This is a genomic window from Streptomyces sp. NPDC002403 (genome assembly GCF_053593015.1).
This window is the reverse complement of record NZ_JBSFBQ010000062.1, coordinates 19,418-39,147: the sequence shown is the minus strand read 5'-3', so window position 1 is coordinate 39,147 and position 19,730 is coordinate 19,418. Positions and strand designations below refer to the sequence as shown.

Below are 19,730 nucleotides of genomic sequence, written 5' to 3'. Positions count from 1 at the left end.
GTGACGTCGTGGCGGTTCCCGCTGGTCAGAGCGACGGCGAGCGGGGTTCCGTGCCGGTCGACGATGATGTGGTGTTTACTGCCGGGGCGTGCCCGATCGACCGGCGAAGGTCCGGTGCGAGCCCCCTTTGAGGGCCCTGACGTGCGAGCCGTCGACCGCAGCGTCGTCCATCTCCGACAAGCCCTCTTTACGTAGTTCCGCCGGCAGGACTTCGTGCAGGCGGGGCCAGACTCCGGCTTCGGTCCAGTCCCGCAGACGCCGCCAGGCCGTCACCCCACTGCAGCCGACCAGCTCTGCGGGGACGTCGCGCCAGCTCACACTTTGGCGCAGCACGTAAACGATGCCCCGCAGAGCAGCACGGTCATCGGCCGGCAGCCGCCCGGGATACCGGTGCCGCCGAGGCGGACGAGGAGGCAGCAGCGGGGCTATGCGTTCCCACAGGTCATCGGGCACGAGATCAGCAGACACCCAGAAGATCCTGCCGACACAACACCCAACTGCCAAGCCAACACACCGATCTCATTATGAAACGATCAGTTAGGACAAGGTTCTTTAGATGTCTCATTAGTCTCAACAGATGCCAGTTTGGAGATCTTTGGTCTGTTAGGTTCCAGCACTCCTAGTTGTCTCGCAGGTGGGTTGGGATGGACTACTTCTTCGCCTCGGTTGACAAGGTCCGGCGCTTCTACGCGGCCCCGGGCGGTGTCGATCTGGAGGTCCGTACGTACGTCGAGCGTCCGGGGGCCGTACGCGAGGGCACCCCGTTCTTCCTGGGGCCGGACATGCGGCCGGTGGAGCCGCTGTGCTCGTTCTTCTTCGATCTGTCGAAGTCGCTGGTGGCCAAGACGCTCGCGGACTACACGTACGACGTCCTCGACCTGGTCGACTTCCTGGGGCAGCTGGAGCCGCCGACGGACCTGCTGTCAGCGACCGAGGACGATCTGATCGCCTACCGCGACGACCGCACCCTGCACCAGGAGGTGCCGATCTCGGCGGCGACCTGGCAGCGGCGCCGGGCGGCGATCAACAACTTCTACGACTGGGCCGTCTACAACGGGTTGCTGGACCGCCGCCCGTATTACCGCCGCCGCAACGGCCGTGACGTGCTGGCCTGGGGCAGTACGACCGAGCTGGACGTTCGCCACCTGTCGTTCGCCCAGTGGCGGTTCCTGAAGCAGGTGGGCCTGCGCGGGCTGCTGCCCGACGACCGCACGGACCGGTCCTTCCGCGGTTCGGCTCCGCTGCGCAATAGCTCGGCGGGCGAGCTCGCGGTGACGACCGGGATGCGGCTGCGGGAGTTCACCAGCTTGCTGGACATCGAGGTCGGACCGCCCCGCCGGGACGCCTCCCCTGCAGAGGTGAAGCTGCAGGCGATCGCGAAGTACGGGCTGCCTCGGACCGTGTCGATCCAGGACGCGACCCTGCGTGAGCTCGACCTCTACCGCCGCACCGAGCGGGCCACGGTGGTGCGGAAGGCAGCCGGGAACCTGCACCGCCGACGCGAGGACTGGTTCGTCGTCGACAACGTCGACCTGCGGCAGATGCGGCTGGGCGGCGTCTGGCGAGGCCGCCGAAGGAGCTTCCGCATCGCACAGATGTCGGCCCCGCTTCGCAGGATCACGATGATCGAGGAAGACCACGGGCTGGAGCCGATGGCCCTGTTCGTGGGCCGAGGAGGGCAGATGCCCAGCAAACAGCGTTGGAAACAGGCCTTCGAGGAGGCCCACACCCGCACGCTGCGGATCAGCGAGGAACGGACGGGATTCCGTCCGGGGCCTCACTTTCCGGGAGTACCGAGATTCAAGGTTCGGGCCTTCCCGGAGTCCCGATGAACCACCGTGCGAGAACGGCTGGTTGCTACGCCCCCGTGACCGTGACGTCGCCGCCCTCGCTGCGGGCCCTGACCTTGCTGGGGGAGGCGTCGTCGACGGTCACGTCGACCTTGCGGTTACCGCCGGCCGTGGTGGCGTCGACGGCGTACGGGCCCTTGGGGAGCTTGACGGTCACATTGCCGCCGCCGCTCTCGGCGCTGACGCTGAGGGGAGCCGAGCCGAACGACACGTCGACATCGCCGCCGCCGGTCTTGGCCAGGACGGTGCCGCCGAGGCCGGTGCCGGTGACGTCGCCGCCACCCGTGCTGGCGTCAACCTGTACGCCGGCGGGGACCTCGACGCGGTAGAACACGGAGCACTTGGAGGCGGAGCCCCCGCAGGCGCTCGCCTTGAGGACGAGCTTCCCGCCCGAGACGGAGTGCTCGGTCTTCGGCTTGGCATTGCTGTACTCCAGCGTCTCGGTCACCTTGACCGAGGTGCCGGTGCCGGTGACGATCTCTATGTCGCCGCCGCGATTGTCGATGGCGACACCGGTGACCTCCTCGGTCACTTCGTACGACGACTGCTCGGTGCTGGCGGCGGACCAGCCAGCACCCCCGGACCCGCCAGCACCCCCGGACCCGTCGCATCCGGTGGTCACGACCGCTGCGGTTGCCACGGCCACCGCGCACACGACGACACTCTTGAGGTTCTTGTTGTACGTAGTCACGAGGATCTACCTTTCTACCTTGCTGCGGGTGAGCGACTGTGCGGGTGACCTGCCGTGGGGCCTTGACCCCGAATCCTGGGGTTATGCGGCTTTGGCCAGCGTAGTTGATGTTGCTGCGGTGGCCGTTTCGTAGGCGATCGGGCTGCGGTGTCCGAGGCGGGAGTGACGCCGTCGTGAAGCTTCCCCTTGATCGTGGACACCTGGAGACTGGGACGTGTGGTTCCAGATGAACTCGCGGCCGGCCTCGCGATGGAGCGCGGCATGATCAGCCGCGCCATGCCGCGGCGGCACCAACCGCTGCGAAGCGGGCGACGTTGACGCTCAGGGAGACCACGATTTTCACTCCAGTCCTTGAACGCTGACTCAAGATCGTCCAGCGACACAAATATGTCATTCATACACAAAGGACTACGTACGGTTATTAAGCACGGTATTGACTGCCCGTTACGTTGCGCAGCGATGAGGAGGAGGTTCACTCATACGGGCATGCGGCCCCTGCCAGGCATCGGTCCCGTCACGGCAACCGGGTCGTCCGCTCAGCGCCGCGCGCCCTCTTGCCTGTCCGCCGGCGACCGGGACAAGTGGGACACCGGGTGGCAGCGCTGCTACCGACTGGTCCAGAACCACGTCCAGGCCGGCGGGGCGCTCCCGGAGGCTGCGGGCGACGTCGTGGTCCAGGGCGAGGACCTCGGACGGTGGGTCCCGGCGCAGCGGTTCGGGTGGGAGCAGCTGCTGCCGGTACAGCAGTGGATCCTGGAGAACACCCTCGGGCTCCGGGCGGCCTGGGAGGACGAGCGGCCGGTGAAGCGGACGCAGGACACCATGTGGGCCCTCAACCTCACCGCGGCACGCCAGTTCCACGCCCGTGAAGGGCACCTGCGAGTCCCCCGCAAGCATGCCGAGCAGTTGGAGGCGTTGTCGGGCCGTCAGGACGGCGCTGACGGGCCCGTGGTGGTGAGGCTCGGGACGTGGCTCGGCACGTGGCCGGCTCGATGTTCTCCGCGGAACGTCTTCTTGGTCCTCTCGGCTCAGGCGCCGACGTCGAACGTGATGGAGCGGTCGTCCATGTCCACCGTGCTGTCGTCCCCGCTGAACTGGAAGCCGCCGGTCTTGACCGCGCCGGTCAGGGCGACGGTGTAGGGGCCGGGGGGCAGGTCGGCGAGGGCGTATTCGCGGGTGAAGGACATCGGGTAGGGCGGCTTGACCCCCTTGGCCTTGATCTCCTCGGTGCTGATTACCGTTCCGTCGGGACCGGTCAGGGTCAGCGTTCCGGTCACGCGTGGAACGGCGCGGTCGACCAGACTGTGTTTCTCCTTGATCCAGGTTCCGAAGTCGGGCCAGGACGTCCCGTCCTTGAAGTACGACGTGGCGTCGAGTGTGACGACGGCCTTCTGGTAGTCGTCCCCGTCCCAGCCCAGGGTCAGGGACAGCCGGAAGTCCACCCTGCTGGAGGCGGATTTGCGGACGGAGTCGCCGGATTCGGGCCTGGCGAAGGACTTGTACACGTCCGGGTCCTCCAGCCTCAGGCCGGTGCTGATCCAGCTGATCGAGCCGAGCGCGCCGGGCTTCCACGCGTGCAGGTAGGGGAACGCGCCGATCTTCCGGCGGCGGGCCGTGCCGGGCAGGTGGGTGCGCCCGTCCCGGTCGGTCGCCCTTTCGTACTTGGCCGCGGTGATCTGCTTGTCGAGTTCCTCGAAGGCTTCACGGCCGTCCTGCTGCTGGTCCGGCGTGGGCTTCGCCTCAATGGAGATCTCCAGCGACTGGACCTCGTTGCCCTTCACCGTGAACACCCAGGTCGAGGGGAAGGGTTGTTCGTGCCAGGAGGCGAACCCGGTCAGGGTGAGGCCGTCGTCGTTCTGGGCCGTCGCCGCGAACCGGATCCTGTTGGTCAGCAGGTTCTCGAGCCCGCCGCGGCTCTGACCGCTGCTGCACCAGAAGTCAGGGCGCACGACGCGGTTCAGGGGCTCCCTGTCCCGGTCGTCGAGGGCGTTCAGCGCGCTGACGAAGGCGCGCACGGGCGGCTGGGTCAGGTTCTCGGCAGCAATCATGCCCCACAGCCTTTCATCGGCATTCCGTCCTCTTTATACGGCGCGCGGGCGGCTACCGGGCCAGTCCCCGGTCGAGGGCGAAGCAGTCCAAGCCGCCAGATCCAGTCGGCGACCTGCCGGTCCCGGCACGCCTGAGCCCGGCAGACGTCGTCGCAGTACCGCCGATGAGCCGACGCCCCCCCGTGTGCGGCCGGGCCCCGCAGGAATCGCAGAAACGTACGCGGGCCATACCTCCAGGGTCGCGCGCGACGGTGTCCAGCGCGCCCGGCCACACCAGCCCGGATCCACGCACGGCCAGGGCACCAGGCCCCGGCCCGCGCGCGGCCCCGCCGACGCGCGAGAAGGGACTGGCCGGCCGCCGGTCCCCGAGGCACTCCCACCCCGCCCCGCCCCACCCCTGTTTCTCTTTCGGTAGTCGGGTGGCAGGGGGTGCGCAGAGGGGATGTCTGCACCCCGACCACACCTCTACAGGCATGGTGACCTGCACAAACGACTGGCGCCGTGGAGAGAGGGGGCAGCAGATAGTGCAGGGGATACCGCAAGGGATCGTGCAAGGGATGACGCAGGAGATCCCAGGCCCGAGGACCCGCCGGCCCTTTCGCGCAGGCAGCTGCTCGGCGTCCCGAGTCGCGGGTAGGCGCCCGGCTTCGATCGGGCCCGCTTCATGCAGGGCCCGGTCGAGGCCGGTCCGGCAGGCCGAGATCACTAGTTGACGGTGATCGGGTTGTTGGTGAAGGTCTGCGATGCCCACAGCGGGTTGTCGTCCTTGTCGTACAGCACCACGTTGCGGTCGGCCTGCACGATCAGCTTGTCGACGGCCTTGCCGTTGGTGTCCGTGGACCACACAGCACCGTTGGGGCTGTAGAGCACGAAGTTCCCGTCGTCCTGGAGGACGGCCGCCCGGACGTCCAGCCCCTGGGTTTTGGTCTCCCACACGACTGCGCCCTTCGGCTCGGAGAGCACCAGGTTGCCGTCCCTCTGCAGGGTCAGCCTGTAGGCCCCGCCCTGGAGATACTGACCGATACCGAGTTCACCGCCCACGCGCAGCGTGTCACCCATGAATGTTCCTTTCGGGGAGAGAGATTCGCTCGTCGCACTGTTGCGCCCCTGCCCCGGGGCGCCTGTACCTGTCAACGACCCAGCCTTGGCGACGGCACGCCCCGACGGGACAGCGGTTCCCCAAGCGTCCCGGCGACCGTCACGACCGCGCTGACAGCACTGCGAGATCGGTGAGGAGTCGTACTTCAGCTGCCCGGTCAGGCTCAGCTCGATCATCGGTCGCCCGGCCACCGTGCCGTCCCGGCCGGCGCCGGCCGTGGTCTTTTCGTACTCGTCGATCCAGGCGATGCCCTCGGTGTCCAGCAGCGGCAGTGGGGTTGACACGCTTGCGGTCAATACCGGCGGTCCGCCGTTGGCGGTCGGGGCGCGGGGCCGACCGGTAGCGCTGGTTCAGGTCGTCCCGAACATTCGTGCCGTTGTGTGCACGTTACGTCACGTTTAGTGTCGGTGATCGTCGTGCGCAGCGAGCCGCACGGTTCCCACCACACCCTCAGAAGGCAGCCCGTGACCGACATCTTCGAGCCCGTGGGGCCGACCGCGTACGTCGTGCAGCAGAACCAGGCCGGTTCCAAGCAACTCCCGTCCGCTGATAACGACTTCCGGGACTCCCAGCACGGTCTGCTCGCCACCCCGCAGGAGTACGGCGTTCTCGCCCAGTACGGGGACCGCATGATGTGGGGCTTCAACGCCTTCGATTTCCTGGAGGAGGACGCCCCGGGTTCGGCGGCGGCTGCGGTGTGGCGTCAGGGTCGACTGAACTCTCCCACAGGGCTGTTCTACGTGACCGAAGGCCTCTACCAGGTGCGCGGCTTCGACCTCGCCAACATGACGATCGTCGCCGGCCCCGACGGCCTGGTGGTGATCGACCCACTGGGCTCGCAGGAGACCGCCCGCGCCGCGCTGGAGCTGTACCGCAGCAACCGCGAGGACAACCGGCCGGTGCGGGCCGTGGTCTACACCCAGAGCGGGGTGGACCACTTCGGCGGCGTGCGAGGGCTGTTCGACGACGACAACGTACCCGCCGGCCTGGAGATCTACGCGCCGGACGGGTTCCTCGCCGACGCGGTGCTGCGCCAGGTCACCGAGGGCGCGCACAACGCCAAGCTGGTCGACTACGCCTACGGCACCCGGCTGGCCGCCTTTCCGCGCGGCCTGGTCGACTCCAGCCTCGGGCGCAGCGTCTCCACCGGGAACCCGACCTTCCTTCCCCCCACCGACACCGTCGGCGGCCCGCTCCCGGCCGCCACCGCCAAGGCCGACTGGCCCGCCTCCACCGGCATCGCCTGGCAGCAGGGGCTGTATGTGGTCGAGGCCGCCGGGGTGCAGCTGGTCCTGCAGCCCGCCGTCGGGCACGCTTCCCCCGCCGAACTGAACCTCTACCTGCCCGCGTTCAAGACCGTCCATCTGGCGGGCGCCGGGCTGCTCGGCACCCCGAGCAAGAACCGCGCCGACCTGCTGGGCGCCACCATCACCGCCTTCGCCGCCGTGGCCGAGATCGGGACCATCGCCTACGGGCACCCGGTGTGGCGCACCGAGGAGGAGCCGGACCAGGTGTCCACGTGGGTGGCCACCCAGCGCACCACCGCCACCACCGTCCCCGACGCGGGCGCCGCCGCCCCGCTACTGGCCACCCCCGGCTACCTGGACACCCCCTCCCGCACCGTGCGCGAGGTGTGGGCCCGGCTGACCGGCACGCCACTGGGCGCGGCCCAGCCGGCCGTCACCGCCCAGGAGGGGCTGTTGGCGTCGGGCAGCGCGGACAAGGCGGTGGACGCCGCGCAGCGCGCCTACGACGACGCGGTGCCGGATTACGCGGAGGTGGTGCTGCTGCTCGACCCGGTGGTCTCCGCCTCCTCGATCCCGGCGGCGGTCCCGGCCGAGACCGAGCAGTGGGCCCGCGCCCTGCAGTCCAAGGCGCTCACCCAGCTCGGCTACCTCGCCACCCACGCCAGGCTGCGCAACGCGCTGCTGACCGCCGCCAGCGACGTCCTGGACCCGGGCTCGGCGGTGACCTACTTCGCGCAGATCGTCGCCGACCTGGACGCGTACATCAACACGCCCACATAACAGGGCCCCTGCGCGACCCGGCGGAGACAGCCGACGAGGACGTCGACGAGTGATGTCGGAACCCACCGACAAGTGCTCTCGCTCGAAACCTACGCAGCCAACCTTGAGCACTCCGAGCACGCGCAGGGTCGCAGGCGCAGCCAGGCACGGGATCCTCACCGCATCCGGGTCACGGTGAGGGTGCCGTGCCGGCCGGACCAGGCCAGCACCTCCACGACCAGATCCGACTCCACCCGCGTATACGGCTCGCCCTCCGCCCGCCGCTCCCCCACCACCGCCGTACCGATCAAGGCCTCACCGATACGAGCCGCGAGGACCGGCTCCAGGCGTGCGGAAACCCTGGCCGGCCCGCCCTCGTCCCCCACCGCCAGGACCAGATGGTGCGGTCTGAGCCGGGGGCCGGTGAACCCCAGCACCAGGGCGTCGACCGTGTCCGCGTGCCGAACCTTCACCCACCGGCGCCGGCCCGACGGATAGCCCGCCCCGCCCCGCTTGCAGACGATCCCCTCGATGCCCTGCACGCGCAGGGCGTCGTACCAGACCACCGCGACATCCCGGTCGTCGGTCGCCGGGGTGACCTGGACCGGCGGCCCGACATCCGCTTGCCTCCGACCACGTGCATGTCCGGGTCACCGGACGGTGAACCCGGCCGCCTCGGTGTCCAGGGTCGTGGTGCCGTCCTGCGCGGTGGCCAGGACGGCGACGTGCCAGGCACCGCGCGGGGACGACTCGGCGTGGGCCCCGGTGACCTCGGCGGTGTAGGTGCAGCGCACCGTGTCCTGCCCGGAGGGCCTGCAATCGGCCGACTCCACTGCGGCCATGTCCTTGGCAGTCAGCCCCTTCTGAGCGAAGGACGAGTTCTGCGGCCAGGCCAGCACCTTCACGCTCTTGACACCGGAGGACGCCGTGACATCGGTGACGAAGGCCAGCGAGCCGTCCCGGTCCCCCTCGGGAGCGGTGTAGCGGGCAGTACTGTGCGTCAGCGCCGGAGCCTGCTCCGCGGCCTGTGCGAAAGCAAAGGCACCGGCACCACCGAGAAGAACGACACCGGCAACAACAGACAGTGCGAAACGTCGGGACATGGATTCTCCGTAACTCAGCACTGAATCGGATCGGCGCCGCTGTGCTGCGGCCCTGCACCGATACTCCCCGCGCGAGGAATCGCCGGACATGAGCACGCATACTCAACCCGACCTGAGTGGGCTGACCGGATCACATCCTTCTTCTGCGGCATGCGCCAGCGAAGTCATCCGTGGCCCGCAAGGCGCTGCTCGGAGGGCTGCTGGAACAGGGGTTGGTAGAAGGGAGGTGATGTGGTGTCACCCCTTGCGGGGGCGGATCATGCCGACCTTGGAAGAACCTCGCGGGCGCGCAGCGGTGCTCACTGGCCAGAGCGCCGCTGCGCGCGTGGGGTGCACCGGCGGGGTCAGACTGTCCGGCGCACGGTCTACGGGGTGGTGTGAACAGCCACTCCCATGGCAGCCAGACGACCCGACGCTTGTCGGAGAACAGCAGCCACTTGGTCACCTCATGACAGCGGACCAGCCAGCGCCCGCAGCACACGACCAGGTCATCAACAACCGAAGGTCGCTGACGCACAATGGCCGCCATCAGCGCACCCACTCACAGCTGGCGAAGGCCGGCGGGCGCGGGCCCGGCCGGGGCGTCGTGCACGCCGTCGACTGCGAGGAAGCACCGGCCGGGGCCCCGGTCCTCACCCTGGACAGGGCGCTGGACGCGGCGCAGCACCCCGGCACCAGCCTCTGTTCTCTTTGTGGCGCGGCCTTTGAGCTGGACCCCGTGCTCAAGGGCTTCGACCAGGGCTTCGGCAAGAGCTGAGCAGCGGGTCAGCGGCGCGTGACGTTGAAGCCGCTGTCGTTGACGGCAGCGGTCCACATGTCGCGGTCGAACCACTTGGTGATGTTCGGCTGCATCTCGGTGATGGTGCGCATCCGGGCTTCCCAGTCGTGTCCGGCCGGGCCGCGGCTGCCACCGCATCCGGTGCAGCCATCCTCGCCGTGAATATGGCCGGCCATCCAGGCGTTGACCGTCACGTTGATGATGGTGGTACGAGGTCGATCTCCAAAACGGACCAATCAGCGCCGTTTCTCACGTAGCTCGTGGCCTGTGCCTCCATTTTCTTGTGATTCGACCGAGTGGTCCGCTAGTTGCGGATAACTTCGTGTCGCCGGGTACGTAGGCGTGCTGAGTTGACCATGGGGGCGGGTGAGCAAAATTGGTGTCTGAGATCGATACGTTGCGAGCGGCGGTTCAGGAGCTGGAGCGACAGGTTGCTTGGAAACGAAGACGTGCTCGTCTGCTGGGAACGTCCCTTGTCGTCGCCCTGGTATGCATCCCCTCACTCATCGCATGGAAGGGCGTGTTCGCGGAGGTCCCTGCCGTCCTTGAGGCTGGCAGAGGGTTCCTCGTTACTGCGCTGGTCGTTGGCGGCCTCACAATCGCAGTGATCTGTGTGGATCACCTCGTCCGGGGTGACCCGCTGAGTATGAGGCAGGTTGGCGGCTCGCTCACTGTTGTGGGCGCTTCGTACGTGCCACCGGATCGCTACAAGTTCAGCCTGGCGGAATTACGGAATGATCTCGCTACCAAGCGCGAAGAACTGCGCAGGAAGAGTCTGAGGGCGCATCCACCGCTGACGGAGCGGCGCAGCATGTATCGCGAGGACTCGGCTGAGGTGATTGCTCAGTACGGACGAGAGAGCCGCCACTTCCGCCGCGTCCATAACGGCTTGCAGTCTCTGATTATGGTCGGCTCGACTGCGGTGACTACGATCGCCGCTCTCAGCGAGCAGGACTGGAACTGGCAGACCGTGTCCGTCGTGGTCCTGGGTTTCAGCGTCACCCTCGCGTCAGCATTCACCGGCTACTACAAGTACCGCGAGCGCAGCTACTTTCTACGGCAGACAGCCGACGCCATCGAGGAGGAGCTGAATGCGGTGATGCTCGGGATCGGTGAGTACAGCCAGTTCACTGAGGAGCAAGAGGGCGAGGCCCTCGCCAAGTTCACCCAGCGCGTCGAGGCGCTCCGCAACGAGCAACGGCGCCGTGAACAGCAGCTGGACCAGCCTGCCGAGCAGGCTGCCCCGGTCGGGCTCCCGCCAACTGGGTGACCAGCAGTCGTTCCGGAGCGGGTCCAGGACAGTGTTGGCCTTCGGTCCCCTGCGGATACGCGAGCGAGCCCGGACCAGTTGGTCCGGTGTGACCGAGCGCTCTATTTGGCCAGTTGAGCGTGCGGGCGGACAGCGTGGCTGTCGGTAATCGGGCTCCCCACCTGATGCAGGTGCGGAGCCCCGGATACTCAGCGGAACGGGCCGTCGTCGGCGAAGGCGTGCGCGGCGAAGCGTTTGCCCATCCGGCGGTAGGCGGCGGCGGTGGGGTGCAGGCCGTCGGCAAGGTCATCCACCTCGTGCGGGCCGAGCAGTTCGCGTCCGTCGAGATAGTGCAGGTGGGGATCGCGTGCTCGCCGGTCCGCCACGATTCGGGCCAGTTCGTCACGGACCACCGTCAGCGACAACGCCCCGCGGGCCACATCGGCCGGGTCGCCCAGGGCTGTGATCTTCCCGTCAGGACCCATCGCGGTCGGGCCGGGGGTCGTGTCGAGTGCCGGACAGCTCACCGGGGACATCAGCAGCAGCGGGGTGTCCGGGTGGCCGTCCCGGATCGTGTCCAGGAATCCGTGCACCGCCGGGCCGAACGTCCGCAGCCGGAATGTGGCCAGGGCCACGATGTTGACGCCCACCTTGAGGCTGATCAGGTCGGCGGGCATGTCGCGGATCGTCCGGGCGACATAGGGGTCCAGCATGTCGTTGCCAGCCTGGCTGAGGTTGATCACCTCCACCCCCCCGAGCGAAGCCGCCACCACAGGCCAGGTACCGGTCGGGCCGTCGGCTTCGAGGCAGTGGCTGATGGAACTGCCGTGGTGCACCCAGCGGCGCCGACCGTCCGGCAACGGTGCCAGCACCTCGCCATCAGCACGCAGTGCCACCAGTTCCGTGGGGGTCTGCTGGGGCAGCCACAGCTCGACGTTCTTCATGCCCATCGGCAGCCCGGCGAACCGCACGGTCCCCGGCTCCCCTGGGACCAGTCGCTGCGCGGTCCCGGGGCCCGCCATCCGCACCACATTGCCCATCGGTGCTTGCCGGCGCCCGGCAGGGGCACCGTCCACCAGCAGTTCCAGCATCCCGGTCGGGCGAGGTCGGGGGTCGGTGTCGAGCTGTCCTGTGGAGGTGAGTACCTCGAACTCAAGCTCACGCGCATCGGTACGGAACACCAGCCGTACCCCTGAAGGCATCACCGTCACCCCGTAGACCGACGGGTCCTGGTACTGCTCCTTGGTCCACGCGGGCAACCGGCGAGGCATCACCCCCGCCTGCGTCCGCTCCAAGTCCAGCGCACCCCGTAACTCCACCGGCCCGCCCACCAGCGGAAATGCCCGCATCGCCATCGTCACGACTCCCCAACGTTCTCAGGTCCGGATGCGAGTACGCACCCGCGAGTTCTCTACCGCCACCCTGGCACACAAGCCGACACGCTCGACTGGCCAGTTGAGCGTTGGCGGGGCAGGGTACCGGCCGGGCACGGGTGTTGATGTTGGTTTCCGTGTTTCCTTGGTGCACGGCTCGGCCGCGCAGTGTGCTGTCGTCATGGGTGACGTACGGGGCGTCGACGTACTGGAAGCTCCGGTGTGGTCGCATTCCTGCCTGCTGGAGGAGCTCGTGCTGTCGTACGCGCTGCCCGGTCGTGCCGCTGACTGCCTGGACCTGGGGCCGGGATGGCCGCGTACGTGGACGGTGACGTGGAAGGCCGGTACGTCCGATGTCGTCGTCCCAGTGAAGGATCTGTCGGCCGGGCCGGCGATGGCGTCGGTGCCGGTGAGGCGGTTTTCCTGGCGGGCCGGTCAGCGTCATCGGCCGGGGCTGGAGTGCCTGGTATCGACCGGGCGGCAGCACGGCTTCGAGAGTCTGGCCGAGCGGTGGCTGCTGCTGGTCCTGGACTTCGTGGGTGGGTTCGACGAGGTGCTGTCCCAGCCGTTTCGCCTGCGGTTCTTCAACGGCCAACTCACACGCTCACTGGCCAACTGAAGCGCTCAGTCACATCCGGGCTCGCTCGCTGTTCGGGGTACGGCTGCTACAAGTCGAACTCGAGGTGCTCGATGTCCGTGAACCGGACCTCTTCCAGGGAGCCGGCGCGGCGGCCGCCGTCCTGGAAGTAGACCTCCTTGAGCGCTTCGGCGGCGATCTCCTGGAGGCGGGCGTCGCTGGCACCCTGCTCCTGGGCCTCGAAGAGGCGGGCGGCGTAGATCGGGGGCAGGGCGACGGTCAGGTGCCGGATGCGGTCCTGGTCCGTCGACCCGATCGGCGCGGTGTAGCCCATGCGGGCGCGGGTGTCGATGACGATGCCGCCCGTGCTCGCTGCCTTCGCCTTGGCCTCGGCCCGGATCTGCGGCTGCCACCGCTTTTTCACCTCGCGCTCCAAGCGCGCGGCGAGGTCCGGGCGGGGCTTCTTGATCTGGTCCTTCACGTACCGTTCGACGGTGCGCTGGGAGACCCGCAGCATCTGGGCGACCGGCTTGGTGCCGCCCAGTTGCTTGACCAGGTACCGCATCTGCGGGCCGGCGTTCTTCGGTGCCGGGCGGGTGAACGCCTTCTGCACCGCGGCGTCCAGGCCGTCCCCGATCAGGCTCATCGTGGCCTTCTCCTACTCTCCGTTGTCGACGTCGGTGACGGTGCCGTCCTTGATGTACCGGGCGAGGTTGAGCTCCGGGGCGTTGAACCGCTCGCGGACTTCCTCGCCCCACAGGACGGACTGGGTGCCCTCGTGCTTGACCAGGCCGGGGTTGATGCCGAGCTTGAAGCCGCCGGGCAGCGGCTTGCCCTCCCGGTAGGGCAGGAAGTCCAGCGGGCTCTCGCCGTTGGCGGCGTAGACGACGCAGTCGGACAGGATCGCGATCGGGTACTGCCCGGTGAACGCCGCGTGCTTGACGATCTTGCGGTGCAGGTTGATCCGGGTGCGGGCGATGACGGCCGCGCGGATGTCGGGCCGCCAGGTCGGGCGGGAGAGGGCGCGCCACGGCTCGCCCGGCCGCCAGCCCTCTCCGCGCGGGCGCTCGCGCAGCTTGCCCAGGCCGCCCTTCACCGTCGCCTTGACCGCCGAGACGACGATCGCCAGCTCCGGGTCACGGCTCTTGTAGCCGTCCATCGCGGCGAGGAAGTCGGCCGGGGCGAGGTCGGCGTCGACGCCGAGGTCGGCCATCGTGGCGAGGAAGGCGTCACGGAGCCGGTTGTACCAGCCGTCCAGGTAGCGGCCGTTGTCGTACCGGACGTATGCCTCGATCGGCGCGACGTCGTAGCCGAGCTCCACCGCGTACGCCACGGTCGGGGTCGCGTGCCAGGCCGGCCCCGTCGGGCGGTCGCCCTTCGGCGTGAACGGGGAGGGCAGCAGGCTGCCGTCCAGCTCCACCCACTCCTTGCCGACCTTCACCTTCGACAGGTCGACATGGGAGAGGTCGACCAGCCACGAGCCGGGCAGCTTCGGGTCGAACGCGGGGGTCTTGACGTGCGTCGGCTCACCGAGGCCGACGTTCAGGCCGTTCGCGCCGGCGGCGAAGGCCATGTTGACGTCAATGCCGACCAGGTGGCGCAGGGTGCACTCGGCATCGGTCATCGGCCGTGCCCAGTCGTACGCCTCCTCGAACAGCTTCTCCGCCGGGCCGCGCACGTGGAAGCGCGGCAGGTCCAGCGCGTTGAGCACGGGGTGCCCGTCGGGGGCCTCGCACGGCGCACAGTCCACCGGGTCCTTGCCCAGCGATCCGGGCGCCTTGGTCTCGGCCTGCCGCAGGACGCCGGTCTCCTCATCCCGCACGGCGTAGGTCGGCGGGTGCAGCGCGGTCATCAGCTCCAGGCCGGTGACGGCGGTGGAGCCGCGCGGCGTCATCACCCGGGACGCGTACACGCCCATGACGCGGGCGAGCTCGGCAGGGGGGAGCTGCGCGGCGTGGCCCCAGTGCCGGGTGTCCAGCGCGTTCCACGACGGGATGCACAGCTGCACGCACTGGCGGTCCGAGCCCTTGGCCGGACGGTAGATCCGCGCCCACGGCCCGAACCCGCGCTTGGTCAGCTTCCACTCCGCGCGCCCCAGCTGCTTGATGACCTTGTGGCCCTCCGGGATCCGCCCGGCGTGCTTCTCCTCCTCCGTGAACGCGACAGGCAGGCCGTAGCGCTCCAGGGCGGCCTCGGTGAGCACGAGCAGCGGGTCGGCCGGCCTTCCCGGGCCTGACAGCTTCGGCTGCCCGAGCTTCGCCTCCTTGAGCGCCCAGTCCACCAGGGACGGCAGGGACTTGGCGGGCACGTCCAGGACCAGGCCGCCGACGCAGTACGCCAGCACCTTCCCGTCCTCGACGTCGACAACGGTCAGCGGGCCGTTCTCGAACCGCGGGTCGCTCTCGCCCGCCGGGGTCGCGGCCGGGGCCGGGGCCGCCTTCTTCGCGGCGGGGCGGCGCGACGTCGACGTCCGCCTGGTGGTGGGCGCCGGACGCGGCGCGGCCGCCGGAGCGGTGGCGGCGGTGGCAGGGCTGGTCGGGGTGTTCTCGGTTGAAGTCATGTCCGCAGCCTCGGACGCCGGACCTGTGGGCAGAGGCCGCGCTTCCGCCGGGGCATGCGCGGCGGTGAACGTGGCCGGCACCGCAGCGTTGGGGGCGGGCACGGTCGCGTCGGCCGGTGCGGGGTAGAGCTCCGCGAGCTTGTCCAGCAGCCGGGCGTATGCGTCGCGCTCCGGCGGGCGGGGCTCGGTCTTGCCGGACTCCCACCCGCTGACCGTGGCCCGGCGCACCTTCAGCGCGCCTGCCACCTCGTCAATCGTCAGGCCGTGCGCGGCACGCAGCCGCTTGCGCTCCCCCGGTGGCGGCAGCGTGGCGCGGGACGCGAGCAGCGCGTCGACCGCGTCGAACAACTCAGACATGGAACACCTCCTGACCAACACCCTACCCCATGAAACGTACGACTGGCGTACGCATACCGTACGAATGACGTCCTTTTTGCGTACGGGTGTTATGTTGACCTTGATCTGTCAACAGCTAGAGCCGTCCGGGGGGAACCGATGGAAGAGCGCGGCGTCGCGCATCAGGCGCTCGACGGTGCACCGGGCCACCGGATGATGCTGCCGGTTCAGCTCGCGCCAGACCTTCCGGGCCCCGTAGACGCGGAAGTTGTCCTCGAAGACCTCGCGGATCAGTTCCTTGAGCTCGGCGTCCCGAAGCGACCGCGTCCAGGGGGCCGTCTGCCGCTTCTTGAACGCGTAGTAGGTGGAGGGGGCGATCTTGCAGTCGTGCGCGGTGAGCACCCGACAGATCGGCTCGACGCCGCCGAAGCGGTCCCGGTACTCGTCGATGAAGCTCACGAGCGTGTGTGTGGCCGGTCGAGCCCGGCCGCGAAGAAACTCGCCGCGGCCTTCAAGATCTCGTTGGCCCGCTTCAGTTCGGCGTTCTCCTTCTTCAGCCGCTTCAGCTCGGCGGACTCCTCCGTCGTGGTACCCGCCCGGACACCGGAGTCGATCTGGTCCTGCCGCACCCACTAGCGCAGCGTCTCGGTCGTGCCGATGCCGACCTTCGACGCGACGGCCTTCATCGCCGCCCACTCGGTGTCGTAATCCGGACGGACCTCGGTGAACATGCGGACTGCTCGTTTGCGCAGCTCAAGCGGGTAAGGGGAAGGACGTGCCATAACTCGATCCTCTCAAACGATCGAGTCCCTACCGAACCCGGAACGGTTCACCAACCCGAGAGATCGCAGACCTCGATCAGCTCGGAATGCGCTGGTAGAACGGGCAGTGGAGCCTGCGGGGGTGGCCTGTTCACTCACGGCCGGGCGGACGGTTTGGTGGCCACCCCTCGGCAAGGCCCTGAGATGTCTCCGCTGTCGTTCCTCCTCCGAGATGCGGTCGCGGGGCGCGGCTTGGTCGATGTAGGGAGCGACTGCGGCGAGGACCAGGCGCTGGAGGCCATATCTGTGGCTTGCAAGGGCAACCTGCTGGGGACGGGCGCCGGTTGCCGGGCAGTGCGGTCCGGCAACCTTCCGAGGCGCTGTGTGCCGCACTGAGTGGCACGGTCAGCTTCGTCGTTCCTCTCCTGCCTTCCCGAGGTAGTAGGCATGGCCGTGGCGGGACTGGAGGGTGTCGGGGTGATCGGCTCCGAGAAAGCGTGCCCGGTCCGCAGCAATCTCAGCAAACAACCGAGTCGCCTCCACATGCTCACCCGCCTGCCCAAGATTCCAGGCATGGCTGTGGCGGGATCGCAGGGTGTCGGGGTGATCGGCTCCGAGAACACGTGCCCGGTCCGCAGCAACCTCAGCCATCAACCCCGCCGCTTCCGTATGCTCACCCGCCTGCCCAAGACTCCAGGCATGGTTGTGGCGTGACTGGAGGGTGTCGGGGTGGTCAGCTCCAAGAGCGCGTGCCTGGTTGCCAGCGACCTCAGCAAACAACCGAGTGGTCTCCACATGCTCACCCGCCTGCCAAAGACTCCAAGCATGGTTGTGGCGGGATCGCAGAGTGTCGGGGTGGTCAGCTCCAAGAGCGCGTGCCTGGTCGCCAGCAACCTCAGCAAACAACCGAGCCGCTTCCACATGCTCACCCGCCTCATCGAGATGGCAGGCATGGTCGTAGCGGGCTCGCAGCGTGTCGGGGTGGTCGGGGCCCAGGAGGCGTGCGTAGTCCGTGGCCAGTTCTGCCATCAGTCGTGCTGCTTCTCGCAGGTCGGTGGTGTGGTTCGTTTGTTGTGCCTGCTGGTGTTGGTGGGTCAGGTCTTCTCGGGTGGGTGTGGTGGGCGTGGTTGGTGGTGGCGTGTGGGGGGCTTGGGCGTGTTGCGGGGTGGTGGGGGTTGTGTGTGTGGCGATGAGGGTGGTGACGTTTTGGGGCCATGGGGTGGTGTGGTGGAAGTCGCTGGGCGGGTTCCAGTGGGAGGTGATCTGTTCGAGCAGTTGTGCGGTGGTGAGCCGGTCGGTGGGGGTCTTGGCCAGGCATGCGGTGATCAGGGCGCGTAGTGGGCCGTGCAGTGTGCCCAGTTGCGGCTCGCTGGTGACAACGCGGTAGAGGACTGCCGCTGGGGGGCCCTGGCCGAAGGGCTCGCTGCCGGTAGCGGCGAAGGCGAGCACGGCGCCGAGGGAGAAGACGTCGCTGGCCAGACCGATCTGGCCGCCTTCAGCCTGTTCGGGAGACATGAAGCCGGGTGTTCCGATGGCCGTGCCGGTTCCGGTCAGTCTGGTGGCGTCCAGGGCGCGGGCGATTCCGAAATCGATCACCCGTGGGCCGTCGGGGGCGAGCAGTACGTTCGAGGGCTTGAGATCGCGGTGGAGCAGGTCCTCGGTGTGGATGGCTTGCAGTGCCTCGGCCAGCCCGGCTGCCAGGGGCCACATCGAGTCGTCCGGCAGGGGTGCGGTGGGGGTCACGGCTTGGGACAGGGATGGTCCGTGGACGTAGGCGGTCGCGATCCATGGCGGGTCGTCGTCGGGGCCGGCTGCAACCACGGGTGCGGTGAACGCTCCGCTGACTCTGCGGGCGGCGGTGACCTCCCGGCGGAAACGGTGGCGGAATTCCGGCTCTCGTGCCAGATGTGGGTGGACCATCTTCACCGCCACCGCCCGGCCGCCCGGCGACCGGCCCAGGAACACCTCGCCCATTCCTCCCGCGCCCAGCCGGCCGCGTAACACGAAATCACGCACCCGTACCGGATCCCCGGTCCTCAGCGGCTCCATACCGCTCCCCTTCTGTTAACGGAACACACCCACGCGAGCCCTTACTCAACACCCACCCGACCACCAAGGACCACACCGTCCCGGTTCCCGGTTCCCGGATCTGGGGCGGGCTCGTCCGCTGTCCGGACCGGACCCCGGGTCCTGGCCTGAACCGGCCCGTCGTCTACCGGGTGGTGGCGACCACGAAGCCGGCCCCGACAGCCCCGGCATGGGACCGGGCCGGTGATGGGCTGGTCGGGAATCATTCGGAGTGGGCGCGGTCAAGAAGCCGGCCCACATGGTGTCCTGCGTCCGCTTCACCGGTTCGAGAACGGGGAATCGCCATCGAGCAGCATCCGCATCACCGTCGCCGGCGACGGGTGCCCGCCCTTCTTCGCCCCTTTGCTGATGACCAACCAGGCGGTGATCTCCCGCAGGCTCAGCTCCTGGCCCCGCAAGTGCAGCGCCATCGCCTCATCGACCACGGACGCCCCGCCGGCGCGACGTTCAGGAACGCGTGCTGCCGACACCCCGTCAACCAGTGGGGCCGAGACTCCTGCCAGCGGGCACGGAAGTCCGACTGCAGGCAGTCAGGCGACGAGCTCCAGGAGGAAGGCGCGGCGCTCGGTGTAGGGGCGGCTTCGGCAGTCGCCGATCGCCGGGCCCGGGTGCTGCAGGACTTCCCAGCAGATGTAGGAGGCCTGGTACCGGGCTGCCAGGGCGCGGGCCCGGGTCATGGATGACGCGGCCCGTGACTGCGCGGCCGCGAAGTCGAGCCGGCCGTTCCGCCAGATCACGGCCTCGCCGTCCAGGACCGTGCCGGGGCGCAGTTCCATGCCGGCGACGGCCAGGTCCATCCAGTGCTGGGTGACGACTCTGCCGGACCGGGCGTACAGCATCACGGTCTCATCAGTACGGCGCAGCACGGTCCGGTGGCCGTCGTACTTGGGCTCGTACCACCAGCCCGGCCCCTCGGGCAGGACCGGGACGGCCTGGGCCAACGCCACCTTGATCGGGAACTCCACAGAACCGATCCTGTGAACCCGGCGCCCGCGAAGCGCGCCTGGCGGCCCGTACGGCCTTACCCCTCAACGAGCCCCGTCTCAGGCTTACAGATCTCGCACGCCTCGATGTCAGGCTCCGCCAAAGCGATCACCGCCTCCTCACGGTCGAGAAAGCCGAACTGCGCGCTGTACAGGCCACACCCCCGCGGTGCAGCAGCGCCGTATCGCCCGACCGTTTCGGCTGGATCTTCCAGGATCGCTCGGCCC

The 19,730-nt window shown here is 68.7% G+C and carries 21 protein-coding genes and 2 pseudogenes; 6 read left to right on the top strand and 17 right to left on the bottom strand.

The window, feature by feature from the left end; all coding sequences use genetic code 11:
* A pseudogene (locus ACWCPY_RS37275) lies at window positions 1–468 on the bottom strand (IS5 family transposase); the annotation flags it as partial.
* Window positions 469–644: 176 nt separating this feature from the next.
* Between ACWCPY_RS37275 and ACWCPY_RS37270 the strand changes: the two are divergent.
* A complete protein-coding gene (locus tag ACWCPY_RS37270; RefSeq protein ID WP_451272706.1) occupies window positions 645–1,832 on the top strand; it encodes a site-specific integrase in 1,188 nt (395 codons plus the stop codon).
* A 25-nt stretch (window positions 1,833–1,857) separates the two neighbouring features.
* On the opposite strand, the gene ACWCPY_RS37265 is transcribed toward ACWCPY_RS37270, so the two are convergent.
* Window positions 1,858–2,541, bottom strand: a complete 684-nt coding sequence (locus ACWCPY_RS37265; RefSeq protein WP_451272704.1) for a DUF4097 family beta strand repeat-containing protein — start codon at window positions 2,539–2,541, stop codon at window positions 1,858–1,860.
* Window positions 2,542–3,027: 486 nt separating this feature from the next.
* Between ACWCPY_RS37265 and ACWCPY_RS37260 the strand changes: the two genes are divergently transcribed.
* The gene (locus tag ACWCPY_RS37260) at window positions 3,028–3,681 is read left to right on the top strand and encodes a helicase associated domain-containing protein (protein ID WP_451272702.1); all 654 of its coding nucleotides are present in this window, start codon (window positions 3,028–3,030) and stop codon (window positions 3,679–3,681) included.
* Here ACWCPY_RS37260 and ACWCPY_RS37255 read toward each other — a convergent pair.
* Together ACWCPY_RS37255 and ACWCPY_RS37250 are read right to left on the bottom strand one after the other, a co-directional pair.
* Window positions 3,570–4,589, bottom strand: a complete 1,020-nt coding sequence (locus tag ACWCPY_RS37255; RefSeq protein WP_451272700.1) for a hypothetical protein — start codon at window positions 4,587–4,589, stop codon at window positions 3,570–3,572. The two genes, ACWCPY_RS37260 and ACWCPY_RS37255, sit on opposite strands and share 112 nt — an antisense overlap.
* A gap of 705 nt (window positions 4,590–5,294) precedes the next feature.
* On the bottom strand, window positions 5,295–5,972 hold the full coding sequence (locus tag ACWCPY_RS37250) for a hypothetical protein (protein WP_451272698.1): 678 nt from the start codon (window positions 5,970–5,972) through the stop codon (window positions 5,295–5,297).
* A 180-nt stretch (window positions 5,973–6,152) separates the two neighbouring features.
* Between ACWCPY_RS37250 and ACWCPY_RS37245 the strand changes: the two genes are divergently transcribed.
* Entirely contained in the window at window positions 6,153–7,715 is a 1,563-nt protein-coding gene (locus ACWCPY_RS37245; protein WP_451272696.1) for an MBL fold metallo-hydrolase, read from the top strand.
* Between the two features lie 155 nt (window positions 7,716–7,870).
* On the opposite strand, the gene ACWCPY_RS37240 is transcribed toward ACWCPY_RS37245, so the two are convergent.
* Window positions 7,871–8,260: a hypothetical protein gene (locus ACWCPY_RS37240; RefSeq protein ID WP_451272694.1), complete on the bottom strand. Its 390-nt coding sequence runs from the start codon at window positions 8,258–8,260 to the stop codon at window positions 7,871–7,873.
* Between the two features lie 84 nt (window positions 8,261–8,344).
* Window positions 8,345–8,797 carry a DUF5707 domain-containing protein gene (locus tag ACWCPY_RS37235; RefSeq protein ID WP_451272692.1) on the bottom strand — a complete coding sequence of 151 codons (453 nt, stop codon included), beginning with the start codon at window positions 8,795–8,797 and terminating at the stop codon, window positions 8,345–8,347.
* Between the two features lie 553 nt (window positions 8,798–9,350).
* Between ACWCPY_RS37235 and ACWCPY_RS37230 the strand changes: the two are divergent.
* Window positions 9,351–9,554: pseudogene (locus ACWCPY_RS37230) on the top strand (DUF6233 domain-containing protein); the annotation flags it as partial.
* Between the two features lie 8 nt (window positions 9,555–9,562).
* On the opposite strand, the gene ACWCPY_RS37225 reads toward ACWCPY_RS37230, so the two are convergent.
* Complete coding sequence (locus tag ACWCPY_RS37225; RefSeq protein ID WP_451272690.1) at window positions 9,563–9,769, bottom strand: hypothetical protein; 207 nt, start codon at window positions 9,767–9,769, stop codon at window positions 9,563–9,565.
* A gap of 185 nt (window positions 9,770–9,954) precedes the next feature.
* On the opposite strand from ACWCPY_RS37225, the gene ACWCPY_RS37220 reads away from it, so the two are divergent.
* Window positions 9,955–10,845, top strand: a complete 891-nt coding sequence (locus ACWCPY_RS37220) for a DUF4231 domain-containing protein (protein ID WP_451272688.1) — start codon at window positions 9,955–9,957, stop codon at window positions 10,843–10,845.
* Between the two features lie 188 nt (window positions 10,846–11,033).
* Here ACWCPY_RS37220 and ACWCPY_RS37215 read toward each other — a convergent pair whose 3' ends face one another.
* Window positions 11,034–12,173: a GDSL-type esterase/lipase family protein gene (locus ACWCPY_RS37215; protein ID WP_451272710.1), complete on the bottom strand. Its 1,140-nt coding sequence runs from the start codon at window positions 12,171–12,173 to the stop codon at window positions 11,034–11,036.
* A gap of 205 nt (window positions 12,174–12,378) precedes the next feature.
* Between ACWCPY_RS37215 and ACWCPY_RS37210 the strand changes: the two genes are divergently transcribed.
* Window positions 12,379–12,816 (top strand): hypothetical protein, encoded by a 438-nt coding sequence (locus ACWCPY_RS37210; RefSeq protein WP_451272686.1) that lies wholly within the window; start codon window positions 12,379–12,381, stop codon window positions 12,814–12,816.
* A gap of 46 nt (window positions 12,817–12,862) precedes the next feature.
* Here ACWCPY_RS37210 and tpg read toward each other — a convergent pair whose 3' ends face one another.
* The 9 genes from tpg to ACWCPY_RS37165 form a co-directional block, all read right to left on the bottom strand.
* Window positions 12,863–13,420 carry a telomere-protecting terminal protein Tpg gene (gene tpg / locus ACWCPY_RS37205; RefSeq protein WP_451272684.1) on the bottom strand — a complete coding sequence of 186 codons (558 nt, stop codon included), beginning with the start codon at window positions 13,418–13,420 and terminating at the stop codon, window positions 12,863–12,865.
* Window positions 13,421–13,432: 12 nt separating this feature from the next.
* On the bottom strand, window positions 13,433–15,691 hold the full coding sequence (gene tap, locus ACWCPY_RS37200) for a telomere-associated protein Tap (protein WP_451272682.1): 2,259 nt from the start codon (window positions 15,689–15,691) through the stop codon (window positions 13,433–13,435).
* A 108-nt stretch (window positions 15,692–15,799) separates the two neighbouring features.
* Entirely contained in the window at window positions 15,800–16,129 is a 330-nt protein-coding gene (locus ACWCPY_RS37195; protein ID WP_451272680.1) for an IS3 family transposase, read from the bottom strand.
* Window positions 16,126–16,299 (bottom strand): hypothetical protein, encoded by a 174-nt coding sequence (locus ACWCPY_RS37190; RefSeq protein ID WP_451272678.1) that lies wholly within the window; start codon window positions 16,297–16,299, stop codon window positions 16,126–16,128. Before ACWCPY_RS37190 ends, ACWCPY_RS37195 begins: the two co-directional genes overlap by 4 nt.
* A gap of 3 nt (window positions 16,300–16,302) precedes the next feature.
* Complete coding sequence (locus tag ACWCPY_RS37185; RefSeq protein WP_451272676.1) at window positions 16,303–16,452, bottom strand: hypothetical protein; 150 nt, start codon at window positions 16,450–16,452, stop codon at window positions 16,303–16,305.
* Window positions 16,453–16,836: 384 nt separating this feature from the next.
* Entirely contained in the window at window positions 16,837–18,480 is a 1,644-nt protein-coding gene (locus ACWCPY_RS37180; RefSeq protein WP_451272674.1) for a protein kinase domain-containing protein, read from the bottom strand.
* 296 nt (window positions 18,481–18,776) lie between these two features.
* Window positions 18,777–18,944: a hypothetical protein gene (locus ACWCPY_RS37175; RefSeq protein ID WP_451272672.1), complete on the bottom strand. Its 168-nt coding sequence runs from the start codon at window positions 18,942–18,944 to the stop codon at window positions 18,777–18,779.
* A gap of 105 nt (window positions 18,945–19,049) precedes the next feature.
* Window positions 19,050–19,484 carry an ATP-dependent DNA ligase gene (locus ACWCPY_RS37170; RefSeq protein WP_451272670.1) on the bottom strand — a complete coding sequence of 145 codons (435 nt, stop codon included), beginning with the start codon at window positions 19,482–19,484 and terminating at the stop codon, window positions 19,050–19,052.
* Window positions 19,485–19,540: 56 nt separating this feature from the next.
* Entirely contained in the window at window positions 19,541–19,615 is a 75-nt protein-coding gene (locus tag ACWCPY_RS37165; protein ID WP_451272708.1) for a hypothetical protein, read from the bottom strand.
* Window positions 19,616–19,730 lie beyond the last annotated feature (115 nt).

Excerpts from the sequence above, each read along its gene's own strand:
- ACWCPY_RS37270 (WP_451272706.1), top strand. The coding sequence starts at position 645 with ATGGACTACTTCTTCGCCTCGGTTGACAAGGTCCGGCGCTTCTACGCG.
- ACWCPY_RS37260 (WP_451272702.1), top strand. The coding sequence starts at position 3,028 with ATGCGGCCCCTGCCAGGCATCGGTCCCGTCACGGCAACCGGGTCGTCC.
- ACWCPY_RS37255 (WP_451272700.1), bottom strand. The coding sequence starts at position 4,589 with ATGATTGCTGCCGAGAACCTGACCCAGCCGCCCGTGCGCGCCTTCGTC.
- ACWCPY_RS37235 (WP_451272692.1), bottom strand. The coding sequence starts at position 8,797 with ATGTCCCGACGTTTCGCACTGTCTGTTGTTGCCGGTGTCGTTCTTCTC.
- ACWCPY_RS37215 (WP_451272710.1), bottom strand. The coding sequence starts at position 12,173 with ATGCGGGCATTTCCGCTGGTGGGCGGGCCGGTGGAGTTACGGGGTGCG.
- ACWCPY_RS37210 (WP_451272686.1), top strand. The coding sequence starts at position 12,379 with ATGGGTGACGTACGGGGCGTCGACGTACTGGAAGCTCCGGTGTGGTCG.
- tpg (WP_451272684.1), bottom strand. The coding sequence starts at position 13,420 with ATGAGCCTGATCGGGGACGGCCTGGACGCCGCGGTGCAGAAGGCGTTC.
- tap (WP_451272682.1), bottom strand. The coding sequence starts at position 15,691 with ATGTCTGAGTTGTTCGACGCGGTCGACGCGCTGCTCGCGTCCCGCGCC.
- ACWCPY_RS37185 (WP_451272676.1), bottom strand. The coding sequence starts at position 16,452 with ATGGCACGTCCTTCCCCTTACCCGCTTGAGCTGCGCAAACGAGCAGTC.
- ACWCPY_RS37180 (WP_451272674.1), bottom strand. The coding sequence starts at position 18,480 with ATGGAGCCGCTGAGGACCGGGGATCCGGTACGGGTGCGTGATTTCGTG.